The organism is Lysinibacillus sp. G1-3 (genome assembly GCF_056322905.1).
This window is the reverse complement of the sequence record NZ_JBWHYQ010000015.1, coordinates 39295-52532: the sequence shown is the minus strand read 5'-3', so window position 1 is coordinate 52532 and position 13238 is coordinate 39295. Positions and strand designations below refer to the sequence as shown.

Here is a 13238-nt window from a genome sequence, read left to right as displayed (position 1 = left end):
AGGAGGTGTATACCTCCTTTTCTTCATGTCTCCTCATCGAGTAGGCAACCACCCTTGCTAATGGATAAACACTTCTTCTGTCTTCTAGAGTTAGAGGTTTGTCACCCAATAGTTCATACGCATGCAGGACGCAATATAAAAAAACACCTCTAATTTTTATCAAAATCAGAGGTGCTTATCATATGACTTGTTGTGCTGATATTACTCTAAGAAATCAAAGAATCATTGCAGCAAAGTCCTGTGTAAACAATTTTGCCGTTTAAATAGATCGATTCTTTATAGCAATGGGCACTTTTACTACAGCATAAACGGTCTTTTTCAGGACCACACCCTGGAACATATTCCATTTTAATATTTTTTTCTTTAGACATGCCTTCTCCCCCTTTCTATTTTAAAATTTATCAATGCACGTCAAAATTTTTACTAACTCTAATTTATTCCAGTGATAATTTTTTCTAGAATATTTAATTAGTATAAAAACAAATTATTTTCGTGCACATAAAAGAAGAAATTTCAATAATATTAAATGATTATCGTTTCTTCTATATATTAAAGTGATTAAAGTTAAAATAAATAAACTACTTTTCTATTTTAGCTTTTCATTGATTACGCATTTTTGAATCTAGTCAAATTTCGGGACAAAAAAGAGTTAATTTCTAAGTATTGACTCTCACAGATTGATTTTACCGGTCACGATCAGACTTGACAAATTGTAATGTTTCGTAGAAGTACTTCAGGGATATCTAATACTTCACAAAGTGTTTGAATAGATAATACTGGATTATTACTTTTTTATTTTCTGTATAATAATTAATTCAAATAAAATTCTTTATTAAGTTTACTTTTCCGTTATCCAATCCTCTTTATTAATTGAACGTGATAATAATCGTGTTCAATTAAAATTTTTTAGAGGGGGTAAAATTATGTTTATTTCATTGTCTAACAAAAAAGACATTCAGGGAAAGGAGCTAGAGAATAAATTAAATTTACTATTTAAAGAGGAAAAATTTAATACTCTTTTTTACACAATGCAAAAATTCGGTAATTTTAAACTGAAGGATTTAATCACTTATAAGTCATATAGCTTTGAAGCAACTGTTGTGAAGGAAGATGAAAAAGTAGAAACCGTTCAAGGGACTGTAATTTTACTTACAAATGCAGAACAAAATATTCGTATTCTGTATAATGAAATTCCAAGCGCAGAAGATCATTACTTTGGAAACGTACTTGAAAAAGACGGTAAAAATATTCTTTATAATATTAGATTTGATAATAATGAAATAAATGTTTCACAAGCATCTACCGAACTCATCAATTTAACATACGAAGTTGATGCTGATTTAACTGATATTAATGCTAAAGATTTACCATTTTGTATACCTGGATACCAACACTGTGGACCTGGTTGTGGCTACGGAAAAACCTTTGGTGGCGGTCCTCCAATAAATGAAACTGATTCTTGTTGTGTTTCACATGATAGATGTTGGGATAATTTCGGTTCTTGGGATCCTTGCTGTGATAAAGCCCTACTGGATTGTATTCAAGGCCATGGAACGAATGCAGCAGCTTTAATCCGTGCAACATTCTATGCCAACTCAAAAAAATGTAAATAGTTGTTATATTTGAGTGAACATTATAACCTCTAGGTAACTTCCTATATCGGAAGTTACCTTTTTTGCAACCTTTATTATGCCAATAAGTTAATTACCCATAGAGACAACCCTATCAACAGTTATATAATTCACATTATTCTGAAATAAAAGTAAATCATCTTGACTTAATTATGTACCTCGTTATATTATGTACTTAACTAAGGATAACTGGAGTAGTGAATAAAAATGGATAAAGAGCAGTTAAGAGGCAGCTTAGAATTAATAATTCTTTCTAGAATTATTACCGAAGATAACTACGGTGGAGGAATTATAAAAGAAGTATACGAAGCAAGTGGTAAACACTTTAAAATTAGCGAGGGTACGCTTTACTCACTGTTAAAACGCTTAGAAAAAAATAAATACATCGAATCTTATTGGGGGGAGGAACATTTTGGAGGTAGAAGGAAATATTATAAAGTAACTGATACAGGTCGGAAAGTCTTTTATGAAAAATTAGAAGGTTGGAGAAGAATTAATCATTTAATCGAATCGGCTCTGGAGGAAAAATAATATGCCTAGTATTGAAAAATACATTGATTTAATATTACAGCATGTGGAAGTAAAAAAAATTGAATACAATGGTTTAAAATCGGAGTTAACTTCGTATCTAAATGAAAAAAAGCAAAGCTATATTAAAGAGGGTTACACTACTGCAGAAGCCATAGAAATGACCATGAACGATTTTGGAAACGTTGACGAAGTAGGTAAATCATTAGCAAAGTCACTTTTTCCACAAAGAACCGCTGTAATGTATGGGTTAGTGGGCATATCCTGTTTCTTTGCTATACTAACCACTATAATGGTAATTTCAATGAACATAAATATACCTTATCTTTGGTTAAGTACTTTAGGAATCATGTCACTCATAACGATCACTTTAACAAAGAGGCAACTTTTAATCGCTAGGTATAGATTGTTATTTATTTGTTTCTGTTTCGTATATATTCTTACTTGGATTTACGGATTATTATTAATGGATGTTGTTGAAGGACCAATAATGTTATGGGTTTTACGCATTTTAGCCATTTTATTCATATTAGCTGTTATTTTAAACATTGTTATAGGTGCTATTTATCAACCTATAAAAAAGCATTTTAATACATTCAAAATGAAAGAAAGGGTATTAATAGTTTTTTGCAATACACTTAGCGGAATATTTGTATTAGGGTATACTCTTTTGACTCTTGTTGGTTTAATAATTTTTGGGGCAACTGATCCCCTTATAGTATTGTCCCCCGCCCTTACTGCTTCTTTTCTTTGGGTTTGTAGTCTGCTAATAAGTAGCTACCGTTCCTCTTTTACAATTATTGGTGTTGGCATTCAATTCAGTGTTTGTATGTTCATCTATTTATATATGTTTGGATACATTGACATATAATATGGCAGACAATTTTTTTATAATTGGAGGAGATTATGATTAGCAGCAAAAAAATCGTCACGACTAATATTGTGCTGTCAATTTTACTTGTTCTTGGTATTACCTATAATTATTTTTACAATCGATCACCCATTCAAATTGAACGTTTAGGCAATTTAGGTTTTTGGTTAGTATTTCCATTATCAATCATTAATATAGTATTAAGTTTGAGGCTGCTTAAAAATAAAACGGGCGGTGCTAGTAGTTACGTCACTTTTTTGATTGCTGTGATTATTTTAATTATTGCCTTGTTTTCACTATTTCATTGGGGCACATCGTAAAGAATATAAAACTCCTAATAGCTTGATATCAAAGCTATTGGAGTTTTTTCATTAAAGAAACAAAACCATATAATCCTCATCAAAATATTGCTGATCTATTTTTAATGCCTTCTTCTCCGTTCCAAAAACCTCAAACCCTAAAGAGGAATACAGTCTTTTTGCCGATGCATTCGTTGACACAACCGTTAGATTAAGCTGCTCAACTTCCTCTAACTCTTTTGCCTTGCCAATTACTTCAAGCATTAATTGCTTGCCAATGCCAAGTCCACGCTTTTCGGGAGAAACATAAACGGCATAGATACCTGCTTTATGCTTTAGCTTAAGCATACTTTCCTGAACTAACGTCGCTACGCCCACTAATTCTTCTTGATCAAATACCCCTATCGTATAAGAACTCTGTGATTTTAATCTGCTGGCAATCAGCTCGATTGGAGAATCCTTTTCCTCCTCAAAGCTAGAACCAAATGCCTCTGGATTATGTTGTAATCCCTCTAATCGTAATTTCAGATAGTCCTTAGCATCTGTAGCTGTTAAACGTCTACTATTCATCCATTCCCCTCCTCCAATATTTCTTATTTTTATGACAATTATAAATAATGTTTCATGTACTTTCATTATAAAGTTTCCTAAAATAGGAATAACAGCATAAAGGAGATTCCAAATATGAAATCGAACAATATGGCGCATCATTTTCAAACATTACAAGAGCAGCGAACTTACTACCTACCTTGTATTCAGTCACTCTCGCAGGAGCAACTATGGCATCGTGAGAAAGAAGATAAATGGTCGATTGGCGAACATTTCTATCACCTTTACCTCATCCTAAAAATGTTGAAAACAGCAACAAAATTTTCACTACTACTTACCCCTTTCGCGAAAATGCGAAGAAACAAGCCATTCGCCACTGAAATACATGATATTTACGACGAATTTAAAAACAAAAAAGGACGAGGCATGAGAGCTCCGGGAATATTAGTGCCTCCCTCTAAAATACGTTTTACGCTGAGCAGTGATGAGATAGAACAATTACTAGTAAACGAAACGAGTGCAATGCAAAAATTAGTAAAAAATATGGAGGAGGATATTGCTGGGCATATTGTCTTTCCTGATCCCATTGCCCACTACCCTAATCTTATTCAATCGATCCAGCTACTTGCTATCCACGAAAAGCATCATTTTAGAATGATGGCGGAGCAATATAATAGGTTAATTACGTCTGGTGAAGTTTTAAGGTTTTGAAATAAAAAAACTATTAATATAGTCTTAGTCTCTTACTTTTTATTGTCGCTTGTTCAAAAGAAGAAACTACTAATATTTTATGGGATTACTTTTTTTGATAGATATTTGGAGTGGAATAGGTTTATTTGTCATAGCTTTAGGAATGTTAATAGTTATTATATGTTTGTATTTAAATATTTACATTGAACGTTTAATAAAAAAAAGAGTTTAGAAAAGCCTTTGAGGGTTAATTCCTTCAAAGGCTTCTTATTACTTGTAATCCGAAGTATACGTGAATTCCTGCCGCTGTAGTATCAGTATCCCTCCATATTATAATCATTCTTCAATTTACAAGGATATTTCCAACACATTGAGCGGTCTCCTTATTTTTAACAATATTATCTCTAAAGGTAATGAACTTTTCCAGTTGGAATTCTTCCCTATTTTATACCGGACACTCATTTGGCCTTGCAGAATTCGAGACACACATTCGGCATTTCCACAAGCACGAAGTACTAGCTATCGCACAGCCAAGACACCAAACACAAGATAGCGGGTTATTGCAGCTCCCACAAGCACTTAAGCACGAAAAACCACCAATACATGACTCCCAACCACCACAACCAATACAATCGGCCATGCATCGCTTCCACTTACCCCCAGCACCCAATGGAACAATGACAGGTGTGCCTTCATTAAAAATAACTGTACCTTCATCGCCATTAAACCTAATAAGAGCATTTTCGCCAAACACCAGTACTCCAGCAATTTCATCTTTTTCTGTAATTTCTAAAGATAAAGCTTGAATAAAATTATTTGTAGATTTTTTTGATTCCTCATCATATGAGTACTGTTCTATTTTCAACACTTTCTGAGTACCTGATGCTAGTTCATATCCTCCCTCTTTAAGGAAGTCTAATATAATATGATAATCCTTAGAGTTCTTGAACCTTTTGAACTCCTGCTCAACAACTTCCTTCTTTTTTTCAATTTTATTAAGCTGATACAACCAAACACCATTCACTTCTGTATATTGTAGCTCAATCAATTCACCGTTCTGTAAAACAGCTTGATTGTATTGAATCCCTAATAATCCATTATCGGACTCATTAAATGATAAGTCTACTTCAACAGCATTAAGGTCATTTGAAAAGCTTTTAAGCTCGTCAGGTAACTTCAAGTTTAGACCGAGTTTTCCGTTTAAACGTTCATCGATCCGTTTTATAACTTCAAACTTTTGAGAAATAGATAATTTAACAATGTTCCCCATAAAAAAACCACCTTATTATTTATTAAAGTTTTTTCAACTCATATAATAAAGTGGAGTAAAACAAATTTTAGTAAACCTATTCTTTACTATTATAAAAAAATGCTTGAAAAATTTGAGCAATCATAAATATATTAAAGCTCACAAATAATGCAAAGATTACAGAATCTTCAAATGCACCGAGATCATTATTCGCAAAAATAGCGATACTTAAATGAATAATTAAGTAAAGATAAGATAAGCTTAATGATGTTTTTAATCTTTCGATAATAAAACTATCTAATAGTACTTCTTTTTTTAAAAAACTTTTCTTTTTAGTAGTAGTTAAAGTTTCTTTTATTAAAAAAGAGAAAGCAACTAGAACCGCTATTGAAAAGATTACCCCATTAAAAGTTTCTCCACTGGTAACATTATTATAGGCTACAAAAGTAAAAACTAATACAAGCAATAAGCTAAACAAAAGTTTCAAGAATTTCGGAACCCTTACTAATCCCACTAAGAAACACCCCCTTCATCAATGTAAAAAACTTCTTTTATATCTTTTTCAAGTGCAATACTAATTGCATAGGCAACAACAATTGAAGGTGCATAGCTTTTGTTTTCTATTGAAACTATAGTTTGGCGATGGACAAATGCTTTGTCTGCTAATTCTTGTTGTGTCATATCCACTAATAATCTAAATTTTTTAACATTATTATAAACAATTGGTTTTTTCAATTTAATCACCTCATAAAATGTATATGATAATATACATACCGTAAATGTATATTATCATATACAAGATGTCCAGTAAATCACAAAGGTAAATATCAAAAAATGAAAATAACAATTGAATTTTTAAGCATTCTTTATGTTAATGCACCTAAAAGTCAAAAGCAGCCTGAGCCACTTCCTTATGCTGCTGAAAAAATTAAGAGTATAATCCAAGCATAGAAGTTGTAGCTTTCAATAAAATTAAGAGTGGCAATCTTGATTATCAGCTATACATAAACTTTTATTGAGAAAAAAGTCTTTATGTATTCCTATTTTTACAAAGGTGATGACGGTAAAGTGTGGCAATATGCTGTAACTCCTGATGCTGACCAATTAAGTGGACCTGTGAGTGGCTGATTTACGTGAAAGAACTTTTGGTATTTGGACCATTATGAAAAGAGGTTAGAAATATGATTATTCTAGGAAATGTTATTGATGATCAAGGAAGATGTACACACTATTCTAATAAGCATGATACTATTTCGATTAAATTCAAATGTTGTGGCGAATATTATCCTTGCTATAAATGCCATGAGGAACATTCAAATCATACAATCCAGCCATGGGATAAAGAGGATTTTGATGAAAAGGCAATATTTTGTGGTGTCTGCAAAAAGGAATTAACGATTCATGACTATATGAATAGCACAAACTGTAAACATTGTCATACTCTTTTTAATCCAAATTGCAGTAAGCATTTTCATATATACTTTGGGACGGATCATAATTCTACATGTAGTTTTTAAATATATGTGTATTCAACATGTCTAAATAAAGCGTTTAGCAAAGCCTTTTGAAGAGTTAGTTTTTTCAAGGCTTTTTCTTTTATCTTTGAGGAAGAATACCCGTAACCATCAATCGTAAGCTACGGGCTGTTTACTATTTTCTGGATTTAGAGAGATAGTATGCTGAAGTTCATTCGAAAACTGCATAAAAAAAGAACCGAAAAGATTCGATTCGACTTTTATTCAAACATTCCTAAACTGAGCTCCCTACAAAAAGATTCTATAGTGTCACGCTCTTCTTTTGGCAATGCTTCGTACTCAATCAGATATTGTGCTGAAAGATCTTCTAGCTCCTTATAACTGACGTCTCTTGTCAGGACGATTCCATTAATCTCATGAGCCAATTCGTTTGCTGCCACAATATCCGTAAACGCAAAGGCCTGTTCTTCATCATCTGTGAATGATTGAAGGTCTATTTCGCCCTGGTAATAGAGATCATTTACTTGCACTACGTAATATCTAATTGAATTCATTATACACCTCCCCAATTCATGATGTTCATTATTTCCTATTTACAAAAAATCCATCCCCTGTTAAGTAGAAGACGTAAAGTATAGCCCGTACTACCAATTAACGTATTAAAAAGATATCTAAAGGAGCATTCGTAAAAATTTTTCAAAATTCACGCCTGCTTCGCGCGGAATTTGCTCTTTTGACGTCGCTTCAATGGAAGCGGCTAAAAATGTCTCAGCAAGCTTCATCGATTCAACTAAATCCTGCCCGCGCATCATACCACCCATAATGACGGATGCAAACAAATCACCTGTGCCTGAATAGCTCTCGCCGTTATATTCTCGGATGCTAGAAAATGAACGTTCTGCATCGACATACATATTGCCTACATAGCGCTTGTTCGCATCTGCTGGCGGCGGATTCAAACCGGTAATAATAACGTTTGCCCCTGTTGTCTGCTGTAGCTGCTGGCCCGATTCCTCTAACACCTGAAGATAATCCGAATCAGCTTGATAACTTTGTAACTTCTCGTATGACAATCCCGTAAGCAAGCAACATTCTGTAACATTTGGCGTAATAATGTCTGCACACTTCGCTAGCGCTTTCATACGATCAAGCAACTCGCCTGTATACATTTTATACACCTCGCCCAAATCGCCCATGACCGGATCGACAAGTAGCTTCGTTTCACTTGAGTGGAACACATTTAAAAATCGAAAAATGTTATCGATTTGCTCCTTCCCTGTCACAAAGCCTGTGTGTATGCCATCAAAGGTCGCGCCAAGCTTGCTCCACTCATCCACAAAGTAATCCATCTTTGACGTTAAATCCTCGCAATAAAAACTCGGATACCCTGTTTGCGCCGTTAAAATCGCAGTTGGTAGTGGCACCGCCTGAACACCCATCACTGACAGCACAGGAATCGCGGCCGTTAACGAGCACTTCCCAAAGGATGACATATCTTGAATTACAGCAACTTTTTTCATCATACTCCCCACCTAACTAATCCTGCTTGTACTCTCTTCATCGTATCACAATTAGAAAGATGCGAAAATGTGCATATTTATAAAAAATCAAACTGACCTTTAATATTTTTATCAAATTGGCACTTTTACGATAGTCAGCCCTTTGCTAAATTAAAATTATCAAAAAATTCATCATAGTGAGGACATGCAAATGCAAACAATACAAAGTCGATCCTATACAAAACCACGCACGAAAACATTTGATTTGGTGATTACGTCCATTTTAGCAGCACTTGTTTTCGTCGCCACAATGTTTATTAATATTAAGTTACCATTTGGGCAAGGTGGCCTTATTCACTTAGGGACATCCATGCTGTTAATCACGTCGATTTTATTCGGTCCTAAAAAAGGAGCACTTGCCGGAGCAATCGGAATGGGCTTATTCGATATCGTAGGTGGTTGGTTAATTTGGGCACCAACTACAATTATCTCCCGCGCATTACAAGGCGCCATCGTTGGGAAAATCGCTTGGTCTAAAGGACATAGAGGCGACGATATCCGACTAAACATTTTAGCAGCAGTTGTTGCTATGCCCGTCATGATTGGGGTTTACTATATCGGGCAAGCGATTATGTTCAAAAGCTGGGTAGCCCCGATGGCATCCATTCCAGGAGACATCATCCAAAACGTTGTCGGGTTAATCATTGCAATTCCAGTATGTATCGTGATGAAAAAAACACCGTACTTCAAAAAGAATTTTTAACTTCTTTCAGCGGAGGTCAACCCCCAAGCTGAAATATAGGAACTCAGTCTAAGAACGCTACGTCCTGTGGCATTACCGAAATGATCATCATCGTGTCAGCCCTTACGCAGGCCTTAGCACAAAGCCGATTCCGGACACAATTAAACTTGATTACTACAACATAAACACGTCATCTTGCCGTTTTGCTGACAGCATAGATGGCGTGTTTTTTGATTGTCGCTACTATAGAGGCAATCAAGCAGGATTTTTTTCATACTATATCTTAAAATTATATTTCATGAAAAATTATAGTTGTTTTCCCTCAGGTACAAGGCGGACACCACACTTTACAACATTTCATCACATTGTATTGTATGCGAAAGGGTATAATTTCCCCCAATTGATAAAACTTACAAATTGGTTTAATCTATAATCAAAAGGGTGGTTTTGAAATGAATGGAGATGCTATCGTTTGGATCGTTTTATTACTATCTATTGTAATTTGTGATTATTTAGCAGCCTATTTATACAAAAATAAGAAAATCCCTATTTGGGCTTCTGCCATTGGCATGGCGCTTTTAATTCCGGTAATAGTCGGTAGCTTTGTGTTTTTAGGGATTAGTTATAATAATTCAGTTGAACTTGAACCAGGTGATACAGGAGAAGGAATTGCTTTTGCTGGAGGATTTATGGTGTTGATCCTTGCATTCAATGCAATCATTATGTTCGTTATAGGAGTTATTTTAAATATTTATACGTTTGCAAAAAATAAACAAAACACATAACTGCTTGTACTTGGTATCTATCGACCCAAGTAACGCCAGATGCCTGTGAACAATCACATAATCGTTGGTCACACATACAATGTGGGTATTTGTCCACACCGTTATATTTATAACAACAATCATGTGTTTTACAGCAGTTATCTAATGCATTAATACCTTTTACAGAACTCTCACATTGGATAGCCACCGCAATTACCTCCACAGTAATTATAACCACCTGCAAGACAACCATCGACGACCCCTTCCGTATTGATTTGTTCTAGCAATTGACCCGGATAATAATTTTCATCATAATTATATTCCTCTTTGAAGCTGGACTCTTGTTCTTTATTTGCAGCAAATACTTCTTCAGTTACACTGTTTTCAATAATGGAAACTGTTGTGTCATTAGCCGCTCTAAAGATAATTTGATGAATGACTGTTGAATCTCCTTCAGTTGTTTCATTAACTAGGTACCCAGTGATGAAATCTAAAGTATCTTCCACATTCCCATTAAAGTAACGAGTAAAATATCGAATACCCATTTTCTCATTAATTTTTAAATCAATCGCCTTGGCCGTAACTACATCTTGTTTCGGGCTAAGTGTATCGAACTTCAATCCATCAAGAACTTCGATTGAATCGACGTCAAAATCGAACGGATTATAACGTTTCATTTCCGTAAGTAAATTATGGAATTTCTTTTGTCCAAAAATACTTTCTAAAAGCTCCTTTATATCTGCATGTTTTGCGTGCTTCTGCCATTGGCATGGCGGTATTATTTTCAGTAATAGTCGTAGCTTGGTGTTTAGGAGTTGATAACATAGGACAAGGAATTGCTTATGTAGAAGGATTTATGATGTAGATCCTAGCATTAAATGCAATCATTATGGAATAAACAATAAATTTTTAACACCATGAGTTTTTAAAGCACATGATTTTTTTACGTTCGTCTAGCAAAAAAACAGATAATCGCTTGTGCTTGATGGTTCTCGATTTAGAAAGCGACTCAACATCTGAAGTGTTACCCACTTTCACAAAAGCATTTCGAACGGACCTTTTAACCCCTTTTCTTAATGAGTAATTTTGGTTTTCAATAATGGAGGCTCTTTTTCATACTATAAGGTGGAGGTGAAAAAATGCCAAGAGTAAAATATATAGATTCTGACATTGGCTTGGTGGCAAGGATGATGAGAGCGGAAGCGGAAGGCGAAGGAAATCAAGGCATGCTATATGTTGGCAATGTCATTGTGAATCGTCTTGTAGCAGAATGTCCAGACTTTGCAAGTTTAAGATCCATTAATGATGTCATTTATCAAGTACAGGGAGGGAATTTTTCTTTTGAAGCGGTTCAAAAAGGAAATTTATTTTACCAAAGAGCGAGAGCTAATGAAAAAAGATTAGCCAAACTGACGCTGGATTATTGGAGAGAACATCCAGCAAAATTCGCACTTTGGTATTTCAATCCATACGCACCATGCCCTCCAACATGGTACGGTCAACCTTTTACTGGTCAATTTAAAAATCATTGCTTCTATGAACCAGCACCGGATACGTGTGAGAGTGTTTATCGGGGATAGGTAGTTATTTTAATATTTTTTTCATCAAAAAAGAAATCCCACGGAAAAGTCTACCCCCTTTCCGTGGGATTTTGTGTGGTCTGGCTCTACCTATTCTTCAAAATAATCATTTGCTTCATTTCTCCATTGAATACTTATTTTAATTGCTATTTCCAAAGTGAACCATTGCCGTATTTTTTTGTGTAAAAATACATTGAATGCTGTCTAGCAACGGTACTCTACTGTAATTATGAAAATTCACAGAAAGGTAAAGTTAGTTTTTTTGAATTTTATCAATTTTTGTTCACTTTATAACAAAAGTTGATTTTAAAACTTTTATAGACTGGTGTAACAGGGTTCTATACAGGACTTTATAATTACTTCAATAACAAATTAAATGAAAAATTAAAATTTTTACCACTCTTCTTTTCTTTCTTATATAGATTATCTGTGATTTCAAACTCCAAGCAGAGTCTATCTTTCCGATTTTTATCAAGTTTTGCTCAATTTAGAACAAAACTTGATTTTGAAACTTTTATAGCTAATGATATGTTATTAACATACCCGGGGAAAGGTAAAAGAAGGAGGAAATACCTTGCTTATCTGTGTGAAGAAATATGATGGAGCAGGTATATATATTGGTTCCACGACAAAATATTTAAACAATGTATCAAAAAAGTATATTAAGAGTAGAAATAAATAGAGAGTGGTATGCAATATGAAAAACAAAAAAAAAATTTGGATTATTGGTACAACAATACTTATAATTGCCTTGCTTATAACTTATGATAAGGTTTACGAGAGCAAACACAATCTTGTGGAGATGCTGAAAATTCAAGATACAGTCTATGTCGTAACCGGGGAACCAGTTGAAGAATCCCAAGTAGTAAGGAAATTGGGGGATATTAACAAAAAAATAAATAGATATCAAATTCCGGATAATAATTTTGAGTCTAATTCTTTAAATGAGGGTACTCCTATATATGAAAGAAAAAATGGAGATAAGTTTCCAAAATCTGTACTGTATAAACGAGAGGGTGAATTTTTTATTGCTACTGAAGCAGCAAACCGTAGTAATTAAGAAAATTGATTGAGCAACAACCTCTTTTTTAGAAATAAATTGTAAAAGTGGCTAACTTTTTTGAAGGTTAGCCTCTGAAATAATTGATTTGACTGATGGAATATATTCGAAGAAAATGGAGTATACCCCTTTCGGCTGTTATTACTTGAAGTGATGAAAAGCATTTCTGATTTAAAATCATAGTTAAGTTACGAAAAATCTTTTTTTACCTAAAAAAAAAGAAAATCCCACGGAAAAGTCTACACCCTTTCCGTGGGATTTTGTGTGATTGGATATTCACTATTCTTCAAATTAAATCCAT

18 protein-coding genes are annotated in these 13238 nt (G+C 34.0%); 10 read left to right on the top strand and 8 right to left on the bottom strand.

Translation table 11 applies throughout. The features are described from left to right. Window positions 1–206: 206 nt before the first annotated feature. On the bottom strand, window positions 207–371 hold the full coding sequence (locus ACVYAD_RS16655; protein WP_476427203.1) for a hypothetical protein: 165 nt from the start codon (window positions 369–371) through the stop codon (window positions 207–209). Window positions 372–923: 552 nt separating this feature from the next. Here ACVYAD_RS16655 and ACVYAD_RS16650 point away from each other — a divergent pair. From ACVYAD_RS16650 to ACVYAD_RS16635, 4 genes are all read left to right on the top strand, one after another. Continuing rightward, window positions 924–1613 (top strand): hypothetical protein, encoded by a 690-nt coding sequence (locus tag ACVYAD_RS16650; protein ID WP_476427202.1) that lies wholly within the window; start codon window positions 924–926, stop codon window positions 1611–1613. 225 nt (window positions 1614–1838) lie between these two features. After that, window positions 1839–2162, top strand: coding sequence for a PadR family transcriptional regulator (locus ACVYAD_RS16645; protein ID WP_476427201.1), 324 nt, complete (start codon window positions 1839–1841; stop codon window positions 2160–2162). A 1-nt stretch (window position 2163) separates the two neighbouring features. Next, window positions 2164–3030 (top strand): permease prefix domain 1-containing protein, encoded by an 867-nt coding sequence (locus ACVYAD_RS16640; protein WP_476427200.1) that lies wholly within the window; start codon window positions 2164–2166, stop codon window positions 3028–3030. A 35-nt stretch (window positions 3031–3065) separates the two neighbouring features. After that, complete coding sequence (locus ACVYAD_RS16635; RefSeq protein WP_476427199.1) at window positions 3066–3350, top strand: hypothetical protein; 285 nt, start codon at window positions 3066–3068, stop codon at window positions 3348–3350. Window positions 3351–3401: 51 nt separating this feature from the next. Here ACVYAD_RS16635 and ACVYAD_RS16630 read toward each other — a convergent pair whose 3' ends face one another. Beyond that, window positions 3402–3899, bottom strand: coding sequence for a GNAT family N-acetyltransferase (locus tag ACVYAD_RS16630; protein WP_349661668.1), 498 nt, complete (start codon window positions 3897–3899; stop codon window positions 3402–3404). A 114-nt stretch (window positions 3900–4013) separates the two neighbouring features. On the opposite strand from ACVYAD_RS16630, the gene ACVYAD_RS16625 reads away from it, so the two are divergent. Beyond that, window positions 4014–4589 (top strand): DinB family protein, encoded by a 576-nt coding sequence (locus ACVYAD_RS16625; RefSeq protein ID WP_476427198.1) that lies wholly within the window; start codon window positions 4014–4016, stop codon window positions 4587–4589. Window positions 4590–5013: 424 nt separating this feature from the next. On the opposite strand, the gene ACVYAD_RS16620 is transcribed toward ACVYAD_RS16625, so the two are convergent. The 3 genes from ACVYAD_RS16620 to ACVYAD_RS16610 all read right to left on the bottom strand — a co-directional run bounded on the left by ACVYAD_RS16620 (window position 5014) and on the right by ACVYAD_RS16610 (window position 6552). Further along, the gene (locus tag ACVYAD_RS16620) at window positions 5014–5838 is read right to left on the bottom strand and encodes a hypothetical protein (RefSeq protein ID WP_476427197.1); all 825 of its coding nucleotides are present in this window, start codon (window positions 5836–5838) and stop codon (window positions 5014–5016) included. Between the two features lie 76 nt (window positions 5839–5914). Continuing rightward, window positions 5915–6331, bottom strand: a complete 417-nt coding sequence (locus ACVYAD_RS16615; protein ID WP_349661671.1) for a hypothetical protein — start codon at window positions 6329–6331, stop codon at window positions 5915–5917. Beyond that, window positions 6331–6552: a helix-turn-helix transcriptional regulator gene (locus tag ACVYAD_RS16610; protein ID WP_476427196.1), complete on the bottom strand. Its 222-nt coding sequence runs from the start codon at window positions 6550–6552 to the stop codon at window positions 6331–6333. The genes ACVYAD_RS16615 and ACVYAD_RS16610 overlap by 1 nt, the downstream gene beginning before the upstream one ends. A gap of 446 nt (window positions 6553–6998) precedes the next feature. Here ACVYAD_RS16610 and ACVYAD_RS16605 point away from each other — a divergent pair, with 446 nt between their 5' ends. Further along, on the top strand, window positions 6999–7334 hold the full coding sequence (locus ACVYAD_RS16605) for a CHY zinc finger protein (protein ID WP_476427195.1): 336 nt from the start codon (window positions 6999–7001) through the stop codon (window positions 7332–7334). A 218-nt stretch (window positions 7335–7552) separates the two neighbouring features. Here the strand turns inward: ACVYAD_RS16605 and ACVYAD_RS16600 are convergent, their stop codons facing one another. Continuing rightward, the gene (locus ACVYAD_RS16600) at window positions 7553–7846 is read right to left on the bottom strand and encodes a hypothetical protein (protein WP_197143272.1); all 294 of its coding nucleotides are present in this window, start codon (window positions 7844–7846) and stop codon (window positions 7553–7555) included. A 117-nt stretch (window positions 7847–7963) separates the two neighbouring features. Then, complete coding sequence (locus tag ACVYAD_RS16595) at window positions 7964–8815, bottom strand: pyridoxamine kinase (protein WP_476427266.1); 852 nt, start codon at window positions 8813–8815, stop codon at window positions 7964–7966. A gap of 187 nt (window positions 8816–9002) precedes the next feature. Here ACVYAD_RS16595 and ACVYAD_RS16590 point away from each other — a divergent pair, with 187 nt between their 5' ends. Both ACVYAD_RS16590 and ACVYAD_RS16585 read left to right on the top strand, forming a co-directional pair. Then, window positions 9003–9554 (top strand): ECF transporter S component, encoded by a 552-nt coding sequence (locus tag ACVYAD_RS16590; RefSeq protein WP_349661675.1) that lies wholly within the window; start codon window positions 9003–9005, stop codon window positions 9552–9554. A 431-nt stretch (window positions 9555–9985) separates the two neighbouring features. Then, the gene (locus ACVYAD_RS16585) at window positions 9986–10318 is read left to right on the top strand and encodes a hypothetical protein (RefSeq protein WP_349661676.1); all 333 of its coding nucleotides are present in this window, start codon (window positions 9986–9988) and stop codon (window positions 10316–10318) included. Between the two features lie 170 nt (window positions 10319–10488). Here the strand turns inward: ACVYAD_RS16585 and ACVYAD_RS16580 are convergent, their stop codons facing one another. Next, complete coding sequence (locus tag ACVYAD_RS16580; protein WP_476427193.1) at window positions 10489–10974, bottom strand: hypothetical protein; 486 nt, start codon at window positions 10972–10974, stop codon at window positions 10489–10491. 462 nt (window positions 10975–11436) lie between these two features. On the opposite strand from ACVYAD_RS16580, the gene ACVYAD_RS16575 reads away from it, so the two are divergent. Then, window positions 11437–11877, top strand: a complete 441-nt coding sequence (locus ACVYAD_RS16575; RefSeq protein ID WP_476427192.1) for a cell wall hydrolase — start codon at window positions 11437–11439, stop codon at window positions 11875–11877. Window positions 11878–12574: 697 nt separating this feature from the next. Next, the gene (locus ACVYAD_RS16570; protein ID WP_476427191.1) at window positions 12575–12937 is read left to right on the top strand and encodes a hypothetical protein; all 363 of its coding nucleotides are present in this window, start codon (window positions 12575–12577) and stop codon (window positions 12935–12937) included. The last annotated feature ends 301 nt before the right edge of the window (window positions 12938–13238 follow it).

Excerpts from the sequence above, each read along its gene's own strand:
- ACVYAD_RS16655 (WP_476427203.1), bottom strand. The coding sequence starts at position 371 with ATGTCTAAAGAAAAAAATATTAAAATGGAATATGTTCCAGGGTGTGGT.
- ACVYAD_RS16650 (WP_476427202.1), top strand. The coding sequence starts at position 924 with ATGTTTATTTCATTGTCTAACAAAAAAGACATTCAGGGAAAGGAGCTA.
- ACVYAD_RS16645 (WP_476427201.1), top strand. The coding sequence starts at position 1,839 with ATGGATAAAGAGCAGTTAAGAGGCAGCTTAGAATTAATAATTCTTTCT.
- ACVYAD_RS16640 (WP_476427200.1), top strand. The coding sequence starts at position 2,164 with ATGCCTAGTATTGAAAAATACATTGATTTAATATTACAGCATGTGGAA.
- ACVYAD_RS16635 (WP_476427199.1), top strand. The coding sequence starts at position 3,066 with ATGATTAGCAGCAAAAAAATCGTCACGACTAATATTGTGCTGTCAATT.
- ACVYAD_RS16630 (WP_349661668.1), bottom strand. The coding sequence starts at position 3,899 with ATGAATAGTAGACGTTTAACAGCTACAGATGCTAAGGACTATCTGAAA.
- ACVYAD_RS16625 (WP_476427198.1), top strand. The coding sequence starts at position 4,014 with ATGAAATCGAACAATATGGCGCATCATTTTCAAACATTACAAGAGCAG.
- ACVYAD_RS16620 (WP_476427197.1), bottom strand. The coding sequence starts at position 5,838 with ATGGGGAACATTGTTAAATTATCTATTTCTCAAAAGTTTGAAGTTATA.
- ACVYAD_RS16605 (WP_476427195.1), top strand. The coding sequence starts at position 6,999 with ATGATTATTCTAGGAAATGTTATTGATGATCAAGGAAGATGTACACAC.
- ACVYAD_RS16600 (WP_197143272.1), bottom strand. The coding sequence starts at position 7,846 with ATGAATTCAATTAGATATTACGTAGTGCAAGTAAATGATCTCTATTAC.
- ACVYAD_RS16595 (WP_476427266.1), bottom strand. The coding sequence starts at position 8,815 with ATGATGAAAAAAGTTGCTGTAATTCAAGATATGTCATCCTTTGGGAAG.
- ACVYAD_RS16590 (WP_349661675.1), top strand. The coding sequence starts at position 9,003 with ATGCAAACAATACAAAGTCGATCCTATACAAAACCACGCACGAAAACA.
- ACVYAD_RS16585 (WP_349661676.1), top strand. The coding sequence starts at position 9,986 with ATGAATGGAGATGCTATCGTTTGGATCGTTTTATTACTATCTATTGTA.
- ACVYAD_RS16580 (WP_476427193.1), bottom strand. The coding sequence starts at position 10,974 with ATGAAACGTTATAATCCGTTCGATTTTGACGTCGATTCAATCGAAGTT.
- ACVYAD_RS16575 (WP_476427192.1), top strand. The coding sequence starts at position 11,437 with ATGCCAAGAGTAAAATATATAGATTCTGACATTGGCTTGGTGGCAAGG.
- ACVYAD_RS16570 (WP_476427191.1), top strand. The coding sequence starts at position 12,575 with ATGAAAAACAAAAAAAAAATTTGGATTATTGGTACAACAATACTTATA.